The sequence below is a fragment of the Synechococcus sp. RS9907 genome, assembly GCF_014279615.1.
Lineage (GTDB): Bacteria > Cyanobacteriota > Cyanobacteriia > PCC-6307 > Cyanobiaceae > Parasynechococcus.
Genome location: NZ_CP047944.1, coordinates 16963 through 34636 on the forward strand (window position 1 = coordinate 16963; position 17674 = coordinate 34636).

A 17674-nucleotide genomic window follows, 5' to 3' on the forward strand; every position below is an offset into this window, starting at 1 on the left:
CAATGTTCAAGGCCTCATCGGTCCACTGTTTCGTACCCGGTCCACGCAAAACGTGAGCATTTTTGTCGGCAACCTTCCCTTCCGCGCTGAGCAGGAAGACGTGATCGAACTGTTTGCCCAGTTCGGTGAAGTGACCAACTGCGCGCTGCCCCTCGAGCGGGATACAGGCCGCAAGCGTGGTTTTGCCTTCATTGAGATGGCCGACGAGTCCACCGAAGAGGCAGCGATTGAGGGGCTGCAGGGTGCCGAACTGATGGGCCGTCCTCTGCGGATCAACAAAGCGGAGCCCCGCGGTAGCGCCCCCCGTCGTGGTGGCGGCGGCTATGGCGGCGGTGGCTACGGCGGTGGCGGTTATCGCGGTGGTGGTGGCGGCTACGGCGGCGGCGGCTATGGCGGCGGCGGTGATCGTCCCTCCGGTGCACGGGGCTGGGAAGACCGCAGCTATGGCGCCCGCGATAACGCTGGGGAGGGCAATGCCTACGACGAAGGGCGCAGCCGTCGTCGCCGTGGATCGTCCAGTGGCGGTGGCGATGACTATTCCGGTTACGGCGGAGCTGAGGGCTGACCTCAGCCGTTGATCAGAGCCCTGCGTCCTTGAGCTGCTGCCCGGCATTGAGCAGCACATCCAGATCGGCCCCGGGGCGCTGGGCTTTCTCCCCCAGCTCCCGGCGCCAGTGCCGTGCACCCCGGACGCCTTCCACGAGTTGCACCAGGTGACGGCAGAGGTCCCAGATTCGTCCTCCTCGCTCCAGATGAGCGGCCGCATGGGGAAGCAGTCCGTTCACAACGTCTGACGCCAGGATCTGGCGTGATTTCTCCCCGAAAATGAGGGCATCGACGCTGGTCCAGCGCAGGGGATGGCTGTAGGCCGCTCGGCCCACCATGGCGCCATCGCACCCTTCCAGTGCCTGAAGGCAGTCTTCAGGGGATTCCAGCCCCCCGTTGAGTTCAATCACCAGGTCGGGGCGGCGTTGCTTCAGTGCCACCACGCGCTCATGCTGCAGCGGAGGAATCGTCCGGTTCTGCTTGGGATCAAGGCCCTCCAGCCAGGCCTTACGGGCATGAACAGCGAAGCGGCTGGCCCCTGCCAGCGCCACCCGATCCACGAAGTTCGTCAGCAGCGCATCGCTGTCCAGATCGTCAATGCCGATCCGATGCTTCACGGTCACGGGGAGTCCCCCTGCGTCCACCATGGCTTCCACGCAGCGGGCAACCAGATCCGGTTCCGCCATCAGGCAGGCTCCGAAATTTCCGGCCTGCACCTTCTGGCTGGGGCAACCCACATTGAGGTTGATCTCGTCGTAGCCCCAGTCCTGCGCCAGTCGTGCCGCTTCGGCCAGCAGGGCTGGGTCGTCCCCCCCCACCTGCAGGGCGATCGGATGCTCCACAGGATCGAAGTCCAGCAGCTTGTTGCGTCGCTTGCTGTGGTGCAGCGCCTGGGCCACCACCATTTCGCTGTAGAGCAGGGCCCTGCGGCTGATCTGCCGCATCAGCACCCGGAAGTGGCGGTCGGTGCAATCCAGCATCGGGGCCACACTGAAGCGGTAGGCAGCGGTGGATCCGGAGGCAGTCATCAATCCATTAGAACCGCCCGAGATTCCCGCTTCAGCACCGATGAGCTTGAGTGTCGCCGTTCTGTCCCGTCGATCGTTGCTGTTGGCGGCAATGGCAGGGGTGTTTGGCAGTCTCTGGAGACCTCAGCCTGTGCTGGCCGCATCCAAAGCTGGCGATCCCTCGTGGGATCTCAATGCCGACCAGTGGCGTGATCGGTTGTCTCCCCAGGCCTACGACGTGTTGCGCAATGAGGGAACGGAACGCCCCTTCACCAGTCCGCTCAATGGGGAGAAGCGTTCCGGCACCTATCACTGCGCTGGTTGTGATGCAGCCTTGTTTTCGTCGGAGGCCAAATTCGATAGTGGCACCGGCTGGCCCAGCTTCTGGCAGCCCCTGGATGGAGCCATCACCACGAAAGTAGATTTCAAATTGATCCTGCCGCGCACGGAATACCACTGCAGCCGTTGTGGTGGGCACCAGGGCCACGTGTTCAATGACGGACCGCGACCCACCGGCAAGCGCTACTGCAACAACGGTGTCGCCCTCCGCTTCCAGCCCGCTTGATCTGATTGTTGTTGGCGGTGGTCCTGCCGGCTACATGGCGGCGATCACTGCCGCTGAGCAGGGGGTTCGGCGGGTGCTGGTGCTGGAAGGCACCCCTGAGCCTCTCCAGAAGGTGCGCATCAGCGGTGGCGGTCGCTGCAATGTGACCCATGCCTGCTGGGACCCCCGTGAACTAGCAACCCATTACCCCCGTGGCAGTCGACCTCTGCGGGGCCCCTTCAGTCGCTTCGCCTGCGGCGACGCGATCGCCTGGTTTGACGAGCATGGGCTCACGCTGGTGGAGGAACCCGATGGACGGATGTTTCCGCAGCAGAACCGTTCTGAGGCCGTGATTCAGTGCCTGCAGAAGTCGGCAAGGGCGTCGGGTGTTCAGCTGCGCACGAAAGCGATGGTCCAGCAGGTGCGCGTTCACCCCGAAGGGGGGTTTGTGCTCGAGGGTCGCGGCCTCGAGCCTTTGCATGGGGGCTGCTTGATGCTGGCCACGGGGGGGCATCCCAGTGGCCGAAACCTGGCGGCAGCCCTCGGCCACCAGGTGGTGCCGCCGGTGCCATCGCTGTTCAGCCTTGCCCTGCAGGCACCGGCCCTGTCGGCCTGCAGTGGCATTGCCATCGACGATGTGGGCCTTGATCTCAAGCTCGGCGATCAGCGCTTCCGCCAGACCGGGCGGGTGCTGATCACCCATCGCGGTCTGAGTGGACCCGCCACGTTGCGCCTCTCAGCCTTTGCCGCCAGGGCCCTGCATCAGAACCGCTACAAGGGTGAGCTAAAATTGGATTGGAGCGCTGGCTTGGGACGGTCGGGGCTGACCGAGCGGTTTCAGCAATGGCGACAGGAGCAGGCCCGGCGAACCCTTGCAGCCGCGAAGCCCTTCGAATATCTGCCCCGGCGGTTATGGCAAGCCTTTTTGACCATGGCTGGGGTGGAGCCAGAGCGCCGTTGGGCGGATCTGCCGATCAAGGCGGAGCGTCGATTGGTGGAGCTGCTCTGTGCGCAGTGTGTGCCGATTCAGGGACGAGGACCCTTTGGGGAGGAGTTCGTCACCGCCGGCGGTGTCGCCTTGGGGGAGGTCAACCTGGCCACGATGGAGAGTCGCCGCTGCCCCGGTCTTTACCTGGCGGGTGAACTGCTTGATGTGGACGGGGTGACCGGCGGTTTCAACTTTCAGGCTTGCTGGAGCGGCGGTTGGCTGGCGGGCCAGGCCATCGCTGCAGGGCTCACTGGATCTGATCAAACACGGTGAACATCGGCAGGTACATCGCCAGCAGGATGGATCCCACGATTCCGCCCACCACCACAATCATCGCGGGCTCGAGCATCGAGGTGAGCGCCTTGACCATGGCGCCGACTTCGTCTTCGTAGAAGTCCGCCACCTTGCTGAGCATTTTGTCCATCTCGCCGGTTTCCTCGCCGATGGCCAGCATGTTCAGGGCCATGTCGGGCAGCACCTTCTGACGGATCAGCGCATTGCTCAGGAGCACCCCCTCCTGAACCATGCCCCGCGAGGCAAGGATGGCATCGGAAATGATCGCGTTGCCGGCAGTTTCGCTCGAGATCTCCATCGACATCAGGATCGGCACACCGGCCCGCGTCAGTGAACTGAAGATGCGGCAGAACTGAGCTGTCGCTGTCATCAGGATCAGTTCGCCGAACAGTGGCAGCTTCAGCATCAGGCGGTCGATCGTTCGACGACCGTTGTGGGTGGCGTAGAACCGGTTCAACATCCAGATCGCCAGCAGGATCACTCCGGTCGCATAAAGCGAAGCCGAGGAACGCAGCAGGGCGCTCAGATCAACGAGCAGCCTGGTGAAGGCCGGCAGCTCGGCGCCCAGATCTTCGAAGATCCCCGCGAACGTCGGGATCAGAAAGATGGTCATCCCCAGGAACACCAGGATGGCGATCACCAGCACGGCGATGGGATAGCCCAAGGCTCCCTTGATCTGGTTCTGAAGTTTGGCGTTGTCTTCCAGCAGCTTGGCCAGTCGCTTCAGGGCCTCATCCAGGACGCCGCCAGCTTCCCCGGCCTCCACCATGGCGATGCTGAGCTGATCAAACACCTTCGGCCACTGGCGCAGGGCTGTTGCCAGGGCAATGCCCTCGTTGACGTCGAGGCTCACTTTGGTGAGCGCACGTTTGAACATCGGCAGCTTCTGCTGCGTCGCCATCAGATCGAGGCTGCGCACGATCGGCACGCCGGCATCGACCAGGGCCGCCAGTTTGCTGGCGAACACGGCCTTCTCCTTGACGCCCGGCGCCTTCTCGAACATGCGGTTGAGGTCGATCGATTTGAGACCTGCCGTGTCGGCCCCATCAGCGTTGCCGTCCTGGGTGTTTCCAGGGCTGACGGTCCGCAGCTCTTCGGCACGAATGCCCCGACGCCGCAGCAGCTTTCTGGCTTCAGCCAGGTTGGATGCCTTGATCGTCACCGTTCGTGGTTGTCCGGTGGGCCCGGCGTAGGAGGCAATGAAGGCGGCCATCGATGCTTACCCCCTGGCTTCAGATTTCACCGATCAAGCGCTGCAATTCGCCTGGTTTGCTGGCTTTGCCCATCGCTTCAGCGCGGGACACATCCCCGTTGAGCACAAGGTTGGCCAAGGCTTTCTCCAGGGTCTGCATGCCCTGTTCTCCCCCCGTCTGGATTTGGGAATAGAGCTGGGCTGTTTTTCCCTCGCGGATCAGGTTGGCGGTGGCGGGTGTGTTGATCAGGATCTCTTGGGCCATCACCCGACCGAACTGTCCTTCTGCCGGGTTCTGACGTCGGCAGAGGGTCTGGGAGAACACAGCGACCAAACTGCCTGAGAGCTGCACACGGATCTGCGTCTGTTGTTCCGGTGGGAAGACGTCGACCATGCGGTCCACGGTCTGGGCGGCGGAGCTCGTGTGCAGGGTTCCGAAGACGAGATGTCCGGTTTCGGCGGCACTCACCGCCAGTTGAATGGTCTCCAGATCCCGCATTTCACCCACCAGGATCACGTCCGGGTCCTCCCGCAGGGCGGCGCGTAGGGCGTTGGCGAAGCTGCGGGTGTCTTCGTTCAGCTGGCGTTGGTGCACCAGGCTTTTGTCGCTCTGGTACACGAACTCGATCGGGTCTTCGATCGTGAGGATGTGTTCGCTGCGGGTGTGATTGATGTGATCCAGCAGCGCCGCCAGGGTGGTGGTCTTGCCGGATCCGGTCGGACCAGTCACCAGCACAAGCCCCCGGGGCCGCGCGCTGGTCTCCAGCACAACAGGAGGAAGGTTCAGCAGTTCAACGCTGGGAATCGTGCTGCCAAGGGCCCGCAGGCAGGCGGCATAGCTGCCTTTCTGGCGGTAGACGTTGACGCGGAAGCGTGCAACACCCTTGAGGCCGTAGGCGCAGTCCAGTTCCCAGGTCTGCTCCAGCGTCTTGCGCTGGCTGTTGTTCAACATCGAGAAGATCAGCTTGTTGCAGTCCTCCTCGGCCAGGGGTTGGTCCGTCATCGGACGCAGTTCACCGCTGAAGCGGCCGTAGGGCGGTTGACCGGTGGCGAGGTGCAGATCACTGCCACCGCCCTGCACCAGTTGTTCCATCAGGTCTTCGATCATCAGATCCATGACCGGCTCCTCAGTGGCGTGGTGTCAGGCAATAGGGACACTCGAGCCAGCCCTCCTGCAGACCGGCGCCGCATCCTTCACAGGTCATTGTGCTGAGAGCGCGGGCTCTGCGCTCGGATTCCAGCCCGGAATCCGTCAGCACCATCCGCCCCACCTCTTCCAGCGTGGTCTCGCCCCGTCGCACCAGTTCGAGGCTGTAGCCGAGCAGGGTCACCATTCCTGATTCCAGGGCGAGCTGGCGGATCACATCGGTGCTGGCGCCCTTGGAGATGGCGGTGGCCATGTCTTCCTGGATCCGCAGCACTTCATAGATACCGACGCGGCCCCTGTAGCCGCTCCCCTGGCAATGGGGGCAGACCTCTTCGTTGGGGCCGTGATGATGCGCCCGGTAAAAGGTGACATCCGCCTCCCGGCTGGCCATCAGCCCGAAGCGGCCCAGTTCCCGTTCCTCCGGGCGGTAGGGCTCGCGGCAGTGGGAGCAGACCCTGCGCAGCAGCCTCTGGGAAATGATCCCGATCAGGGATGCCGACACCATGAAGGGCTCCACGCCCATTTCGTCCAGGCGGGCAATGGTGCTGGGGGCATCGTTGGCGTGCAGGGTGCTGAGCACCAGGTGACCGGTTAGGGCAGCCTCAATCGCTGTTTTGGCGGTTTCGAGATCACGGGTTTCTCCCACCAGCAGAACGTCCGGGTCCTGGCGCATGAAGGCCCGCAGTGCCGTGGCGAAATCGAAGCCCTTGTCTCGGTTCACCTGGCACTGGGTGATGCCGGGCAGGGTGTATTCGATCGGGTCCTCCACCGTGGAGATGTTGATGCCCGGATCGTTTCGCTCGGCGAGAAGTGAATAGAGGGTGGTCGACTTGCCGGAGCCCGTTGGTCCGGTGACCAGGATCATTCCAAAGGGTTTGGACCCCAGCTCCCGTACCAGGGCCAGGGCATCGGGATCGTCGATCAGCTTGTCCAGCCCCAGTTGGGTCGCTCCACTGTCCAGCAGGCGCAGACAGACCTTCTCCCCGAAGCGACTGGGCAGGGTGTTGACGCGGAAATCGATCACCCGGTCGCGGTATTTGCGACGAATGCGGCCGTCCTGGGCCTGGCGTCGTTCGGCAATGTCGAGATCCGCCAGGATCTTGAAGCGGGATGTCACCGCAGGAACCAGGCGACTGGGGAGCGGCTCCACGTATTGCTGGAGCACACCGTCCTGGCGGAAACGCAGACGCAACCCCTTCTGCTGTGGCTCCACGTGGATGTCACTGGCCCCCACTGACATCGCCTGCAGCAGGATTCGGTCCACCAGCGTCACCACAGGCGAGGCTTCTGCATCGTTGAGGCTGGCCTCAAGATCAATGGCATCCCGGGCCAGTTGGGCGTCGCTGTCTTCCTCGCTCTCCAGCACCTCATCGGGGCTGAAGTCGTGGAGAAAGGACTCAGCATTCAGATCGAGTGTGCTGGCTGTCTCCGCCGGAGCAGGGTTGCTCGACTGTTCTGCTGCTGGCGGGTTTGGTTCCTTTGTTGGCTGGTCCGTTGCTGTGGCTAAGGCCCGCTGCAGATCCGCTTCGATGGCGGGGTGCAGGCGGATCGTGCGGTGTTGGTCCGGCAGCTGATCGATCAAGTGTTGCCATTCCTGGTCTCGCCACTGGCTGGGGATCGCGATGTCCAGGTGGTCAGCACCGATTGCGATCGGCATGGCCTGCAGTGCCCGCCATTGATCCGGGCTGACGTCCGGGAGGGCGTCGCTGAGCAGGTTGCGGCTTGCCAGCAGTTGCTCTGGGCCCGGAACCGGTTGCTGCAACAGCAATTCAAGGGCGAAACGCTGCCGTGCCGTGTCGCCGGCATCGGGGGTGGGCAGCGTCAAAGTCATGGATGGCGAACGAGGTGCGGGCTTCCGCAGCTTGTGGGAGGTCAGCGTTGCCCTTCAACATGTCTAGACAGCAATCCCTGAGCGGTCAGCATGAGCGGCGACGCCTCCACCCCAGAGCAGGACCAGACCGTTGAGTCCGGTGCTGTTCCAGCCACGCCGGAGTCCGCTTCTGAAGCGCCCGAGGCGACGTCTGAACAGGCTCCTGCAGCGGTGGATCCGGCCGATCGGATGCAGCAGCTCGAGCAGGAGTTGAGCGCGTTAAAGCAGGAGCACGAGACGCTCAACAGCCAATACATGCGCATTGCGGCGGATTTCGACAACTTCCGCAAGCGCCAGAGCCGCGACCAGGACGACATGCGTCAGCAGCTGGTCTGCTCGACCCTCACGGAGATTCTCCCCGTCGTCGATAACTTCGAGCGGGCCCGTCAGCAGCTGAATCCTGAAGGTGAGGAAGCCCAGGCGCTGCATCGCAGTTACCAGGGTCTGTACAAGCAACTGGTGGAGGTGCTGAAGCAGCAGGGGGTGGCCCGGATGGAAGTGGTTGGCCAGGAGTTCGACCCCAACTTGCATGAGGCCGTGCTGCGGGAGGAAAGCAGCGAGTTTGCGGAGGACGTGGTGTGCGAGGAGCTCCAGCGCGGCTACCACCGCGATGGGCGTGTGCTGCGCCACGCCATGGTGAAGGTGTCGATGGGTCCCGGACCATCCGATCCGGCGTCAGCGCCTGCTGAGGCTGCAGCGGCACCGGATCAGACGGCGGAGGAGGCCTGATGGCCGACTTCTACGACCTGCTCGGCGTCAGCCGGGATGTGGATCCCGACAGCCTGAAGCGGGCTTATCGGCGCATGGCGCGTCAGTACCACCCCGACATCAACAAGGATCCGGGAGCTGAAGACCGTTTCAAGGAAATCGGCCGCGCCTACGAGGTGCTCAGTGATCCCCAGACCAGGGCCCGTTATGACCAGTTCGGTGAGGCCGGCCTCGGCGGTGCGGCCGGTGCCCCCGACATGGGGGACATGGGCGGATTCGCGGACCTGTTCGAGACGTTTTTCCAGGGCTTCGGTGGACCTGGGGGTGCTGGAGCTGGTCGGCCGCGGCGTCAGGGCCCTCAGCAGGGGGATGACCTGCGTTACGACCTGACGATTGATTTCGAGCAGGCGGTGTTCGGTCAGGAGCAGGAGATCAAGATCCCGCATCTGGAGACCTGCGACACCTGCGGCGGCAGCGGTGCCAAAGCGGGCAGTGGACCCACCACCTGCGGCACCTGTGGCGGAGCCGGGCAAGTGCGCCGTGCCACCCGAACTCCCTTCGGCAGTTTCACTCAGGTCGCCGAGTGCCCCAACTGTGGCGGTACGGGCCAGGTGATTTCGGATCCCTGCGGGTCCTGTGGTGGCCAGGGTGTCAAACAGGTGCGCAAGAAGCTGCGGATCAACATCCCTGCCGGGGTGGACACCGGAACACGGCTTCGTGTGACCGGTGAAGGCAACGCCGGACCCCGGGGAGGCCCGTCCGGTGACCTATACGTGTTCCTCACCGTTCGCAATCACCCGCGCTTGCAGCGGGATGGCCTGAACATCTTCTCGGAGGTCAAGGTCAGCTACCTCCAGGCGATTCTTGGCGACACCATTGAGGTGGAAACCGTTGATGGCAGCAAGGAGCTGGACATCCCCGCCGGCACCCAGCCCGGCACGGTGCTCACCTTGCCGAACCTGGGCATTCCCAAGCTCGGGAATCCAGTGGCACGGGGCGATCAGCGCGTGACGGTCACCGTGGATCTGCCGAAGCGGATCAGTGATGTGGAGCGGGAGCTCCTCGAGCAGTTGGCGGGTCACCATTCCGCCCGCGGCAAGCAACACCACCACCACAACAGTGGTCTGTTCGCTCGCTTGTTCGGTCAGAAGGGATGAGCAGGCGTTCCCTGGATCTGCGGGGAACGCCCTGTCCGGTGAATTTCATTCGCTGCAAGCTCACCCTCGAGCAGATGAGCAGCGGTGACTGTCTGGAGGTCTGTCTCGATCGGGGTGAGCCTGAGGCCATGGTTCTTCCAGGTCTGAGGGATGCAGGCCATCGTGTGGAGTGCATTGATCAAACGCCGGATGCCATCACCATCGAGGTGATCTGCGGTGGCTGACACCGGCCGTTCGGTGGCATCCGGGATGGTGGTGGCGCTCCAGGCCAACTACCTGGAGGTGGAGCTCGATGCCGCACCTGATGGATGCCCAGGGCGGCTGCTCTGCACCCGTCGCACCCGGCTCAGCCATCGGGGTGAAGCCGTTTATGTGGGCGATCGGGTTCGCGTCGAGGCGATTGATCCAGGCCAGGGGCGTGCCGTGGTGGCCGAGGTCGAGCCACGCCACAGTTTTCTCACACGCCCACCGGTGGCCAACGTCTCCTTGGTGGCTGTGGTGTTGGCAGTGGAACAGCCCAGTTTTGACCCTGATCAGGCCAGTCGCTTTCTGTTGACGGCGGAACGGACCGGCCTGGAGGTGATCCTGCTGCTCACCAAGACAGACCTTCTTTCAGGTGCAGCGCTCGAGCGGCTGGTGACCCGGTTGAAAGGGTGGGGCTATGACCCGCTGGCGTTGTCCAGTGCAGCCGGAACGGGCATTGATGCTTTACGGCAGCGTTTGGCTGGTGCGCAGCTTTCGGTGCTGTGTGGGCCTTCCGGGGTGGGCAAGAGCAGCCTGCTGAACCAGTTGCGCCCTGACCTTCAACTGCGCACGGCTGCGGTGTCCGGTCGACTGCAGCGCGGGCGCCACACCACCCGCCACGTTGAGCTGTTTCCCCTGGGGCCGAGCGCGAGGGTGGCTGATACCCCCGGGTTCAACCGCCCCGATCTGCCGGATGACCCCCAGGAACTGGGGGTTCTCTTTCCTGAGCTGCGGCAGCAACTTGATCCCTGGTCCTGTCGTTTCCGCGACTGCCTGCATCGCGGTGAGCCCGGCTGCGGCGTTTCCACGGACTGGGAACGCTATGCCCTGTACAAGGCCGCGTTGATCGAGCAGAGCAGCCTCAGCCGCCCATCCCGGGGAGGTTGAGATTCAGGCCACCGGTGAGTTCTTCCATCCGGCCCTTCATCGTGGCGGTGGATTGCTCATAGGCCGCCTGCAGGGCTTCAAGGGTGGCCGTTTCGCTGGCCTGTTGGCCCTCCTGCAGCAGGGCTGGGTCCAGTCGTACCCGCAGCGGTTGCTGGTTGCCCGACAGCCAAACGCTGGCGCGGCCATCGCTGCTCTTGCCTTCGATCTCCATCCCGTCCAGTTCGTCCTGCAGGGCCTGAGCGTTCTGCTGAATCTCCTGGGCCTTCTTGAAGGCTTCGGTGAGCTGGCCGAAATTGGGGAGTCCGAACCCTGCCATGGCGATCCTGTGGGAGCCGGAAGGTTAAGCCGCCGAAGCGAATCCCAGCCGCTTCACTTCGGGGTGCAGACGGATTCCGTGTTCGGCTTCGATGCGGTCCTGCACCAGCTGGATCAACTGGGCGATGTCCTTCGCCTCGGCATCACCGTTGTTGACGATGAAATTGGCATGCACGGTTGAGATTTCGGCGCCGCCGATCCGGGTTCCCTTCAGTCCTTGCTCTTCGATCAGCCGTCCGGCCTTGAGCGGTTCGGGATTGCGGAAAACACTGCCGCAGCTGGGTTGTTGGTAGGGCTGCGTGGTGGTGCGGTGACTGAGGTTCGCCGTGGTGACCCGCTTCAGTTCATCCGGATCGTGACCGGGCTGCAAGCGGAACCGTGCCGACAACACCACGAGGTTGTCGTCTTGAAGACGGCTGTGCCGGTAGGCGAAGTCCAGTTGATCCCGCTGCAGCTCAAAGCAGTTGCCCCCTTCCATAGGCATGACCCGCACCGACTCCAGCCATTCCGCTGTGCAGCCTCCCTGGGCTCCTGCATTCATCACAGCCGCACCGCCAGCGGTTCCCGGGATGCCAACCGACCACTCCAGACCATGCAATCCAGCTCGGGCAGCGCGTCTTGCCAGTGACGGGATCGGTTCGCCGGCGAGCACCTCCACGGTCCCCGTGGTGGCATCAAGCTGCAGCCCCTGAAGTTTGCGCAGACAGAGCGAGAGCCCCGGCAGGCCGTCATCGTGAATCAGCAGGTTCGACCCAGCGCCGATGACGCGGCAGGGCATGCCCTGGTGAGCGGCCCATTCGATCCAGGCCTGGGTTTCTTCAAGGCTGGCGGGTTCGGCCAGCCATTCGGCCGCTCCTCCCACCCGCCAGGTGGTGTAGTCCGCCAGCTTGACTCGGGCCTGCGGCAGGCGGGCATCGCACTGCTGAGTCATGACGTCAGCCTTGACCACAGTCCATTCACGTCGCCAGCACCCATGGCCAGAACAAGATCGTTCTCGCGGCTGTGCTGGATCACCAGCTCGGTGAGTTGATCGAGGTTGTCTGCGACGGCGATTTCAAGATTCGGTTTCAGCTGGCGCACCCGATCCGCGAGGGCGTTGCTGCTGATGCCCTGCAGCGGTTGCTCGCCTGCGGGATAGATGGGCGCCAGCAGCAGCAGATCACAGTTCTGTAGGGCTTTGGCGAAGCCATCGAGGAACTGCCTGGTGCGGCTGTAGCGGTGCGGCTGGAACACCGCCAGGAGCCGTTGTGGTGCTGTGGGGAGTGGACTGCGGCCACTGCGCACCATCAGGCGTGCCATCTCCAGGGTTGCCTGCACCTCACTGGGATGGTGGGCGTAGTCATCAACGATGTGACGGCCCTTCCAGGTGCCCCGAAGATCAAATCGGCGGCCCGGTGCCTTCAGGCCAGCGAGGCCCTGCACCAATTGGTCAAAGGGGAGACCTTCCATGCTGCAGGCGGCCAAGGCGCCTGTGGCATTGCTCAGGTTGTGCAGCCCGGCCATCGGCAGGGTGAAGTCGCCGACGGGCTGGCCGGCTTCATAAAAACGGGCGACACAGCGATCGCCTTCCAGGCTCAAGGGCAGGGCGGCGAAATCAACGGATTCGGCGCTCTGGTTGGACCACCAGGCCGTTGGCTGGAAGTGTTCCTGAAGGATTGGGCAGTCGTGATTGGCCAGCACGCGATCGCAACCCCCTGCGAAGCGCTGCAGGGTGGAGATCAGCTCGTCGAGGCTGGAGTAGTGATCGGTGTGATCCAGCTCCAGGTTGGTGATCACCCCCAGGCTGGGGCTGAACTTCACCAGCGAACCGTCTGATTCATCCGCCTCGGCCACGAGCAGCTTCCCCTGGCCGGCGTGACCATTGCTGCCGAGGCTGGGGACGATGCCTCCAATCACAGCTGTTGGGTCCTGATCGGCCTCCAGCAGCAAGGTGGTGATCAAGGTGCTGGTGGTGGTCTTGCCGTGGCTGCCGGCCACTGCGATGGAGGGTTGCTGCTCGATCAGAGCCGCCAGGAGATCGGAGCGATGCCAGATCTCCAGCCCCTGCTGTCGGGCCCGCTGCAGTTCCGGATTGCTCTCAGGGATGGCTGTGCTGATCACCACCACCGGTGAGCCAGCGGCTGTTGCTCCCGTGACGGCATCGATGCAGGTGGCGTCCTGCTCACGGAAGACCTTCACCCCGAGGGTCTTCAGCTGTTGTGTTGTTGCGTTGTCACGCGGGTCTGAGCCGCTGACGAAGTGACCGCGGTCAACGAGAATCCGGGCCAAAGCCGACATGCCAATTCCGCCGACACCGATGAAGTGGACTGGTGTCTGACGGTCGAGCAGGCGCGGCAACGGAGGGCTTCAGTCCCAAGAAAGATAAGTCAGTTGGCGCTGCTTGTCTGCCGTGCTGAGGGCCGGATCGAGCGGATTGAAGCGGGGTGCAACAGGGTATTTCTGCTGATTTCTGTATGATCGGCGGCCAAAACCCTTGCGCGGCTTTGCCGCTTCTGCCATGACCCTGCGCGTTGCGATCAATGGATTCGGCCGGATCGGTCGCAATGTTCTGCGGGGATGGATCAGCCGGGGTGCTGACACCGGCCTGGAAATCGTGGGGATGAACTCCACGTCTGACCCCGCCACCAGCGCCCACCTGCTGACCTACGACTCCATCCTTGGGCGTCTCGATCCCTCCGTCGACATCAAGACCACGGACAGCTCGATGTTCGTCAACGGTAAGGAGATCAAGTTCTTCGCCGACCGCAATCCCCTCAACTGCCCCTGGAAGGAATGGGGCGTTGACCTGGTGATCGAGTCCACCGGTGTGTTCAACACCGATGAGAAGGCCAGCATGCACATTCAGGCTGGCGCCAAGAAGGTGATCCTCACCGCCTCTGGTAAGGGTGATCGCGTCGGCACCTTCGTTGTGGGCGTCAACGACGACCAGTACCGCCACGAAGACTGGGACATCCTCAGCAACGCCAGCTGCACCACCAACTGCCTCGCACCGATCGTCAAGGTTCTGGATCAGAACTTCGGCCTCGACTGGGGTCTGATGACCACCATTCACAGCTACACCGGCGATCAGCGGATCCTGGACAACAGCCACCGCGACCTGCGCCGCGCCCGTGCTGCAGCTCTGAACATGGTTCCCACCACCACCGGTGCAGCCAAGGCCGTGGCTCTGGTTTACCCCGAGGTGAAGGGCAAGCTCACCGGCTTCGCCATGCGCGTTCCCACCCCGAACGTCTCCGCTGTTGATCTCACCTTCGGCCCCTCCCGCGCCGCCAGCGTCGACGACATCAAGGCCGCCATCAAGTCGGCTTCCGAGAACGGCATGAAGGGGATCATCAAGTACAGCGACCTGCCCCTGGTGTCCACCGACTACGCCGGCACCAACGAGTCCACCATCTTTGATGCCGACCTCACCTACGCCATGGGTGACAAGGCTGTGAAGATCCTGGCCTGGTACGACAACGAGTGGGGCTACAGCCAGCGTGTTGTTGACCTCGCCGAAGTGGTGGCCAAGAACTGGAAGTGATCGCCCGTTGATCGCTTTTTTGATCCCTCCCGACCTGGGGGGGATTTTTTTTGGTCAGGCACGGTCGCTTAGGGGGTCGCTCAGGGCTGCTCAGGGCTTACCGAAGTGATCAAATCCGCTTGTGTCCACTGGCTCGTGGTTGTGGGCCCAGCGGATGACGCCCGCTTCAGCATTGATCTGGCCGATGCGCTGGCTTTCGGGGATGCATCGCTGCCATGCATCGGCCCAGGCCTCGGGAAGGCTCAGCACCAACTCAAAGTCCTCTCCTCCGGCGAGGCACCAATCCTTCCATCGAGCTCCCTCAGGCCAGCCTTCGGCCGTTGGAAGCTGGTCGTTGTGCAGCACCGCTCCGCAGCCGCTGCTGCTGCAGAGACCTGCGACGGCAGAGAGCAGTCCGTCGCTGCTGTCGGTTCCCCCGGCCCGCCAGGGCAGATGCTTCGGTTTGCAGGCCAGCAGCTGTTGGACGTCCTTCAGCCGAGGTGTCGGGCGTTGGTGGCGTGCGATCGCCTGGTCCCGCAGGGTTGAGCACAAAGCGATGTCACGCACGTTTGGATCGTTCTGGAGGAGGGCGAGGCCCAGTCGGCTGAGCCCATGGGGCCCACTGGTGACCAGCACATCGCCAGGGCGGGCTGCGTTGCGATGCAGACGCAGGGGTCCGAGACGGCCGAGTGCCGTGATCGAGAGCAGCCTCTGCTCTCCTTTGGAGCAGTCACCTCCCAGCAGAACGCCGCCGTACTGCCCCAAGGCGGCACTGATGCCTTGATACACCCCGTCCACCCAGTCCCAACGGGTGTGGCCTGGGGCGACCAGGGCCACGGTGATTCCATCGATGTCGACGGCACCACTGGCGGCCAAGTCGGACAGGTTGGCGGCAACGGCGCGCCAGCCCACATCCATGGAGGTTGTGGTGGCATCGCTGAAATGGATGCCATCCACCAGAACGTCGGTGTTGATCAGCAGTGGCCGGGCGTCGGCGGGCAGGGCTGCGGTGTCGTCACTGAGCTGATCGGGCGGAGCGAAGCGAGACAGCCGCCTGAGCAGCTCCGCTTCAGTCAGCTCCGCCAGGGTCGGGCTCATGCGTGGGCTTTGAGCTGCTCCGCTCCCTCCACCACCTTCACGGCGGTGATCCGGTCATCGACGCCCAATTCCTCCAGAACATCGAATCCATCCACCACGTAGCCGAAGGCTGCATTGCGGCCATCCACGAGGTTCAGACCAGCCGGGGTGAGCTCCGCCTCGTAGAGAAACATGAAGAACTGCGAGGATCCGTCGTCGAGGGCCTGGTCTGAATGGGCCCAGCCAAGGGTGCCCAGGGTTGCGAACGGGAGGGTTGGTGTGGCCATGAACAGGCCCACGTCTTCAAAGGTTTCGTTGTAGATCGTGTCGTCTTCGCCCGGCACGCGGATCTCCAGGGGCACATGGCGCTCCTGCTTGGTCTTTGGATCCACGTAGCCGATCTCCGGACCTTCCGGATCACCGCTCTGAAGCACGTAGAAGTCTTCGGCCCGGATGAAGGGCAGTCCGTCATAGAAGCCCTTGAGGGCGAGATCCACGAAGGCGCCTGCGGTGAGTGGGGCGTTGTAGCCATCCACCACGGTGGTCAGCTCTCCCTGGGTGGTGATGATGTTGAGGGTGGCTCGTCCCTGCAGCCGTGGCAGGGCATCAAATTCTGCGGGGATCTCCCGTTCAAACCCTTCGGGCACCAGCAGGGCCTCCACATCACCGATGAAGCTCAGCGTCCGGCGTCGATCGGCGATGAAGCCTGGTTTGTCGGTGGCTTTGACCTTCTCTTTGAGGTCTTCAAGGCCCAGATCCACGCGCTCAAACAGTGCTTCAGCCGTACCGCGTTTGGCTTCAGGGACCGCGTTCAGGATGGTGTCGCGGCGGGTGTTGAGCAGCGATTCAGTGCGTGACACCGTCTTGCCGAGGGCTGTCCAGCGTTTGGCCCGCAGATCGTCACTGGTGAGTTCCAGCCGATGCTGCAGTTCGCGGATGTCGTCCTGATCGAAGGGCAGCGCGTCCCGAAGAATCGCGGCAGGGTCCTTCACAGCATTGCCCTGGGGCAATGCGGCCCAGGCAGGGGCGGCGATTGTGATCAGAGCAAAGCTGATCAGAACAGCAAGGACGGCGTTCAAACGCTGATGGACCAAGGGGGAACCCCAGTGCTGACGGGACTTTGGCACAGCCGTATAGTCCGATGAACCGTTCGGTGGGAATGATCTCCAGTAACGACTTCCGCACCGGCACCACGATTGAGATCGATGGGGCCGTCTGGCGTGTTGTCGAGTTCTTGCACGTCAAGCCCGGCAAGGGATCTGCCTTCGTGCGCACCAAGCTCAAGGCGGTGAAGTCCGGCAACGTGTTGGAGAAGACCTTCCGCGCCGGGGAAATGCTTCCCCAGGCGATGTTGGAGAAATCCTCGCTTCAGCACACCTACATGGAAGGTGAGGACTATGTCTTCATGGACATGGCCACCTACGAGGAGACCCGCCTCAGCGCCGACCAGATCGGCGAGAGCCGCAAATACCTCAAGGAGGGCATGGAGGTGAACGTGGTGTCCTGGAACGACACCCCCCTCGAGGTTGAACTGCCCAACTCCGTGGTTCTGGAGATCAAAGAAACCGACCCTGGCGTCAAAGGCGACACCGCCACCGGTGGCACCAAGCCCGCCATTCTTGAGACCGGTGCGCAAGTGATGGTTCCGCTCTTTCTTTCTGTGGGAGAAAAGATCAAAGTGGACACCCGCAACGACAGTTACCTCGGGCGCGAAAACGGATGACCATGCAGCTGGATCATGAACAACTGCACCGCTTGCTGGAGGCGCTCGGCGAGAGCGACATCCAGGAGTTCCGGTTGGAAGGGGACGACTTCCGTCTGGAAATCCGTCGCAACCTGCCGGCCCAGGCCGTCATGGCCCCGGTCATGCCCGCTCCCGTTGCTGCTGCACCAGCGCCTGTTGCGCCCGCCGAGCCTGCAGCTGCACCGCCTGCATCCACCGCAACCCGCAGTGACCTGCTCGAAGTCACGGCTCCGATGGTGGGCACCTTCTACCGCGCTCCCGCTCCTGGCGAACCTGCCTTTGTTGAGGTGGGCAGCCGCATCAATGTCGGCCAGACCGTCTGCATCCTTGAGGCGATGAAGCTCATGAACGAGCTGGAGTCTGAGGTTGGCGGTGAAGTGGTGGAGATCCTGGTCGACAACGGCACGCCCGTTGAATTCGGTCAGGTTCTGATGCGGGTCAAGCCGGCCTGA

20 protein-coding genes are annotated in these 17674 nt (G+C 63.2%); 10 read left to right on the top strand and 10 right to left on the bottom strand.

The features are described from left to right. The first annotated feature begins 52 nt into the window (after positions 1-52). A complete protein-coding gene (locus SynRS9907_RS00070; RefSeq protein WP_188021414.1) occupies positions 53-565 on the top strand; it encodes an RNA-binding protein in 513 nt (170 codons plus the stop codon). Between the two features lie 13 nt (positions 566-578). Here the strand turns inward: SynRS9907_RS00070 and dusA are convergent, their stop codons facing one another. Next, the gene (dusA, locus tag SynRS9907_RS00075; protein ID WP_188021415.1) at positions 579-1574 is read right to left on the bottom strand and encodes a tRNA dihydrouridine(20/20a) synthase DusA; all 996 of its coding nucleotides are present in this window, start codon (positions 1572-1574) and stop codon (positions 579-581) included. Between the two features lie 40 nt (positions 1575-1614). On the opposite strand from dusA, the gene msrB reads away from it, so the two are divergent. Together msrB and SynRS9907_RS00085 are read left to right on the top strand one after the other, a co-directional pair. After that, positions 1615-2118, top strand: a complete 504-nt coding sequence (gene msrB, locus SynRS9907_RS00080) for a peptide-methionine (R)-S-oxide reductase MsrB (RefSeq protein WP_188021416.1) — start codon at positions 1615-1617, stop codon at positions 2116-2118. Next, a complete protein-coding gene (locus SynRS9907_RS00085; protein WP_188021417.1) occupies positions 2090-3358 on the top strand; it encodes an NAD(P)/FAD-dependent oxidoreductase in 1269 nt (422 codons plus the stop codon). Before msrB ends, SynRS9907_RS00085 begins: the two co-directional genes overlap by 29 nt. Here SynRS9907_RS00085 and SynRS9907_RS00090 read toward each other — a convergent pair. Genes SynRS9907_RS00090 through SynRS9907_RS00100 form a run of 3 tightly spaced genes read right to left on the bottom strand, consistent with a single transcriptional unit; the run spans position 3333 to position 7549 of the window. Further along, entirely contained in the window at positions 3333-4592 is a 1260-nt protein-coding gene (locus SynRS9907_RS00090) for a type II secretion system F family protein (protein WP_188021418.1), read from the bottom strand. The genes SynRS9907_RS00085 and SynRS9907_RS00090 overlap by 26 nt on opposite strands. 19 nt (positions 4593-4611) lie before the next feature. Then, the gene (locus tag SynRS9907_RS00095) at positions 4612-5688 is read right to left on the bottom strand and encodes a type IV pilus twitching motility protein PilT (RefSeq protein ID WP_188021419.1); all 1077 of its coding nucleotides are present in this window, start codon (positions 5686-5688) and stop codon (positions 4612-4614) included. Positions 5689-5698: 10 nt separating this feature from the next. Then, entirely contained in the window at positions 5699-7549 is a 1851-nt protein-coding gene (locus SynRS9907_RS00100; protein ID WP_188021420.1) for a GspE/PulE family protein, read from the bottom strand. Positions 7550-7639: 90 nt separating this feature from the next. Between SynRS9907_RS00100 and grpE the strand changes: the two genes are divergently transcribed. The 4 genes from grpE to rsgA are packed head-to-tail and all read left to right on the top strand — an operon-like array spanning position 7640 to position 10584. Further along, positions 7640-8317 carry a nucleotide exchange factor GrpE gene (gene grpE, locus SynRS9907_RS00105; RefSeq protein ID WP_188021421.1) on the top strand — a complete coding sequence of 226 codons (678 nt, stop codon included), beginning with the start codon at positions 7640-7642 and terminating at the stop codon, positions 8315-8317. Beyond that, the gene (gene dnaJ, locus SynRS9907_RS00110; RefSeq protein ID WP_114988830.1) at positions 8317-9453 is read left to right on the top strand and encodes a molecular chaperone DnaJ; all 1137 of its coding nucleotides are present in this window, start codon (positions 8317-8319) and stop codon (positions 9451-9453) included. Before grpE ends, dnaJ begins: the two co-directional genes overlap by 1 nt. Continuing rightward, positions 9450-9677: a sulfurtransferase TusA family protein gene (locus SynRS9907_RS00115; protein ID WP_114988831.1), complete on the top strand. Its 228-nt coding sequence runs from the start codon at positions 9450-9452 to the stop codon at positions 9675-9677. Before dnaJ ends, SynRS9907_RS00115 begins: the two co-directional genes overlap by 4 nt. A 25-nt stretch (positions 9678-9702) precedes the next feature. Further along, positions 9703-10584: a ribosome small subunit-dependent GTPase A gene (rsgA, locus tag SynRS9907_RS00120; protein WP_188022290.1), complete on the top strand. Its 882-nt coding sequence runs from the start codon at positions 9703-9705 to the stop codon at positions 10582-10584. On the opposite strand, the gene SynRS9907_RS00125 is transcribed toward rsgA, so the two are convergent. The 4 genes from SynRS9907_RS00125 to SynRS9907_RS00140 are packed head-to-tail and all read right to left on the bottom strand — an operon-like array spanning position 10559 to position 13398. After that, positions 10559-10900: a YbaB/EbfC family nucleoid-associated protein gene (locus tag SynRS9907_RS00125; protein ID WP_011363068.1), complete on the bottom strand. Its 342-nt coding sequence runs from the start codon at positions 10898-10900 to the stop codon at positions 10559-10561. The two genes, rsgA and SynRS9907_RS00125, sit on opposite strands and share 26 nt — an antisense overlap. Before the next feature lie 24 nt (positions 10901-10924). Further along, positions 10925-11830: a UDP-N-acetylmuramate dehydrogenase gene (murB, locus tag SynRS9907_RS00130; RefSeq protein ID WP_188021422.1), complete on the bottom strand. Its 906-nt coding sequence runs from the start codon at positions 11828-11830 to the stop codon at positions 10925-10927. Beyond that, the gene (gene murC / locus SynRS9907_RS00135; protein WP_188021423.1) at positions 11827-13236 is read right to left on the bottom strand and encodes a UDP-N-acetylmuramate--L-alanine ligase; all 1410 of its coding nucleotides are present in this window, start codon (positions 13234-13236) and stop codon (positions 11827-11829) included. Before murC ends, murB begins: the two co-directional genes overlap by 4 nt. Positions 13237-13245: 9 nt before the next feature. After that, positions 13246-13398 (bottom strand): hypothetical protein, encoded by a 153-nt coding sequence (locus SynRS9907_RS00140; protein WP_188021424.1) that lies wholly within the window; start codon positions 13396-13398, stop codon positions 13246-13248. Here SynRS9907_RS00140 and gap point away from each other — a divergent pair. Continuing rightward, a complete protein-coding gene (gene gap, locus SynRS9907_RS00145; protein ID WP_188021425.1) occupies positions 13397-14422 on the top strand; it encodes a type I glyceraldehyde-3-phosphate dehydrogenase in 1026 nt (341 codons plus the stop codon). The two genes, SynRS9907_RS00140 and gap, sit on opposite strands and share 2 nt — an antisense overlap. Positions 14423-14512: 90 nt before the next feature. Here the strand turns inward: gap and thiL are convergent, their stop codons facing one another. Both thiL and SynRS9907_RS00155 read right to left on the bottom strand, forming a co-directional pair. Then, a complete protein-coding gene (thiL, locus tag SynRS9907_RS00150) occupies positions 14513-15499 on the bottom strand; it encodes a thiamine-phosphate kinase (protein WP_188021426.1) in 987 nt (328 codons plus the stop codon). Next, on the bottom strand, positions 15496-16572 hold the full coding sequence (locus SynRS9907_RS00155; RefSeq protein ID WP_188022292.1) for a peptidylprolyl isomerase: 1077 nt from the start codon (positions 16570-16572) through the stop codon (positions 15496-15498). Before SynRS9907_RS00155 ends, thiL begins: the two co-directional genes overlap by 4 nt. Positions 16573-16637: 65 nt before the next feature. Here SynRS9907_RS00155 and efp point away from each other — a divergent pair, with 65 nt between their 5' ends. Next, a complete protein-coding gene (efp, locus tag SynRS9907_RS00160; protein WP_188022291.1) occupies positions 16638-17201 on the top strand; it encodes an elongation factor P in 564 nt (187 codons plus the stop codon). Beyond that, complete coding sequence (accB, locus tag SynRS9907_RS00165; protein WP_114988838.1) at positions 17198-17674, top strand: acetyl-CoA carboxylase biotin carboxyl carrier protein; 477 nt, start codon at positions 17198-17200, stop codon at positions 17672-17674. The genes efp and accB overlap by 4 nt, the downstream gene beginning before the upstream one ends.

Bases quoted from the DNA above. Each gene is read 5' to 3' on its own strand.
- dusA (WP_188021415.1), bottom strand. From the start codon at position 1,574: ATGACTGCCTCCGGATCCACCGCTGCCTACCGCTTCAGTGTGGCCCCG.
- msrB (WP_188021416.1), top strand. From the start codon at position 1,615: ATGAGCTTGAGTGTCGCCGTTCTGTCCCGTCGATCGTTGCTGTTGGCG.
- SynRS9907_RS00090 (WP_188021418.1), bottom strand. From the start codon at position 4,592: ATGGCCGCCTTCATTGCCTCCTACGCCGGGCCCACCGGACAACCACGA.
- SynRS9907_RS00095 (WP_188021419.1), bottom strand. From the start codon at position 5,688: ATGGATCTGATGATCGAAGACCTGATGGAACAACTGGTGCAGGGCGGT.
- SynRS9907_RS00100 (WP_188021420.1), bottom strand. From the start codon at position 7,549: ATGACTTTGACGCTGCCCACCCCCGATGCCGGCGACACGGCACGGCAG.
- grpE (WP_188021421.1), top strand. From the start codon at position 7,640: ATGAGCGGCGACGCCTCCACCCCAGAGCAGGACCAGACCGTTGAGTCC.
- dnaJ (WP_114988830.1), top strand. From the start codon at position 8,317: ATGGCCGACTTCTACGACCTGCTCGGCGTCAGCCGGGATGTGGATCCC.
- SynRS9907_RS00115 (WP_114988831.1), top strand. From the start codon at position 9,450: ATGAGCAGGCGTTCCCTGGATCTGCGGGGAACGCCCTGTCCGGTGAAT.
- rsgA (WP_188022290.1), top strand. From the start codon at position 9,703: ATGGTGGTGGCGCTCCAGGCCAACTACCTGGAGGTGGAGCTCGATGCC.
- SynRS9907_RS00125 (WP_011363068.1), bottom strand. From the start codon at position 10,900: ATGGCAGGGTTCGGACTCCCCAATTTCGGCCAGCTCACCGAAGCCTTC.
- murB (WP_188021422.1), bottom strand. From the start codon at position 11,830: ATGACTCAGCAGTGCGATGCCCGCCTGCCGCAGGCCCGAGTCAAGCTG.
- gap (WP_188021425.1), top strand. From the start codon at position 13,397: ATGACCCTGCGCGTTGCGATCAATGGATTCGGCCGGATCGGTCGCAAT.
- SynRS9907_RS00140 (WP_188021424.1), bottom strand. From the start codon at position 13,398: ATGGCAGAAGCGGCAAAGCCGCGCAAGGGTTTTGGCCGCCGATCATAC.
- thiL (WP_188021426.1), bottom strand. From the start codon at position 15,499: ATGAGCCCGACCCTGGCGGAGCTGACTGAAGCGGAGCTGCTCAGGCGG.
- efp (WP_188022291.1), top strand. From the start codon at position 16,638: ATGATCTCCAGTAACGACTTCCGCACCGGCACCACGATTGAGATCGAT.
- accB (WP_114988838.1), top strand. From the start codon at position 17,198: ATGACCATGCAGCTGGATCATGAACAACTGCACCGCTTGCTGGAGGCG.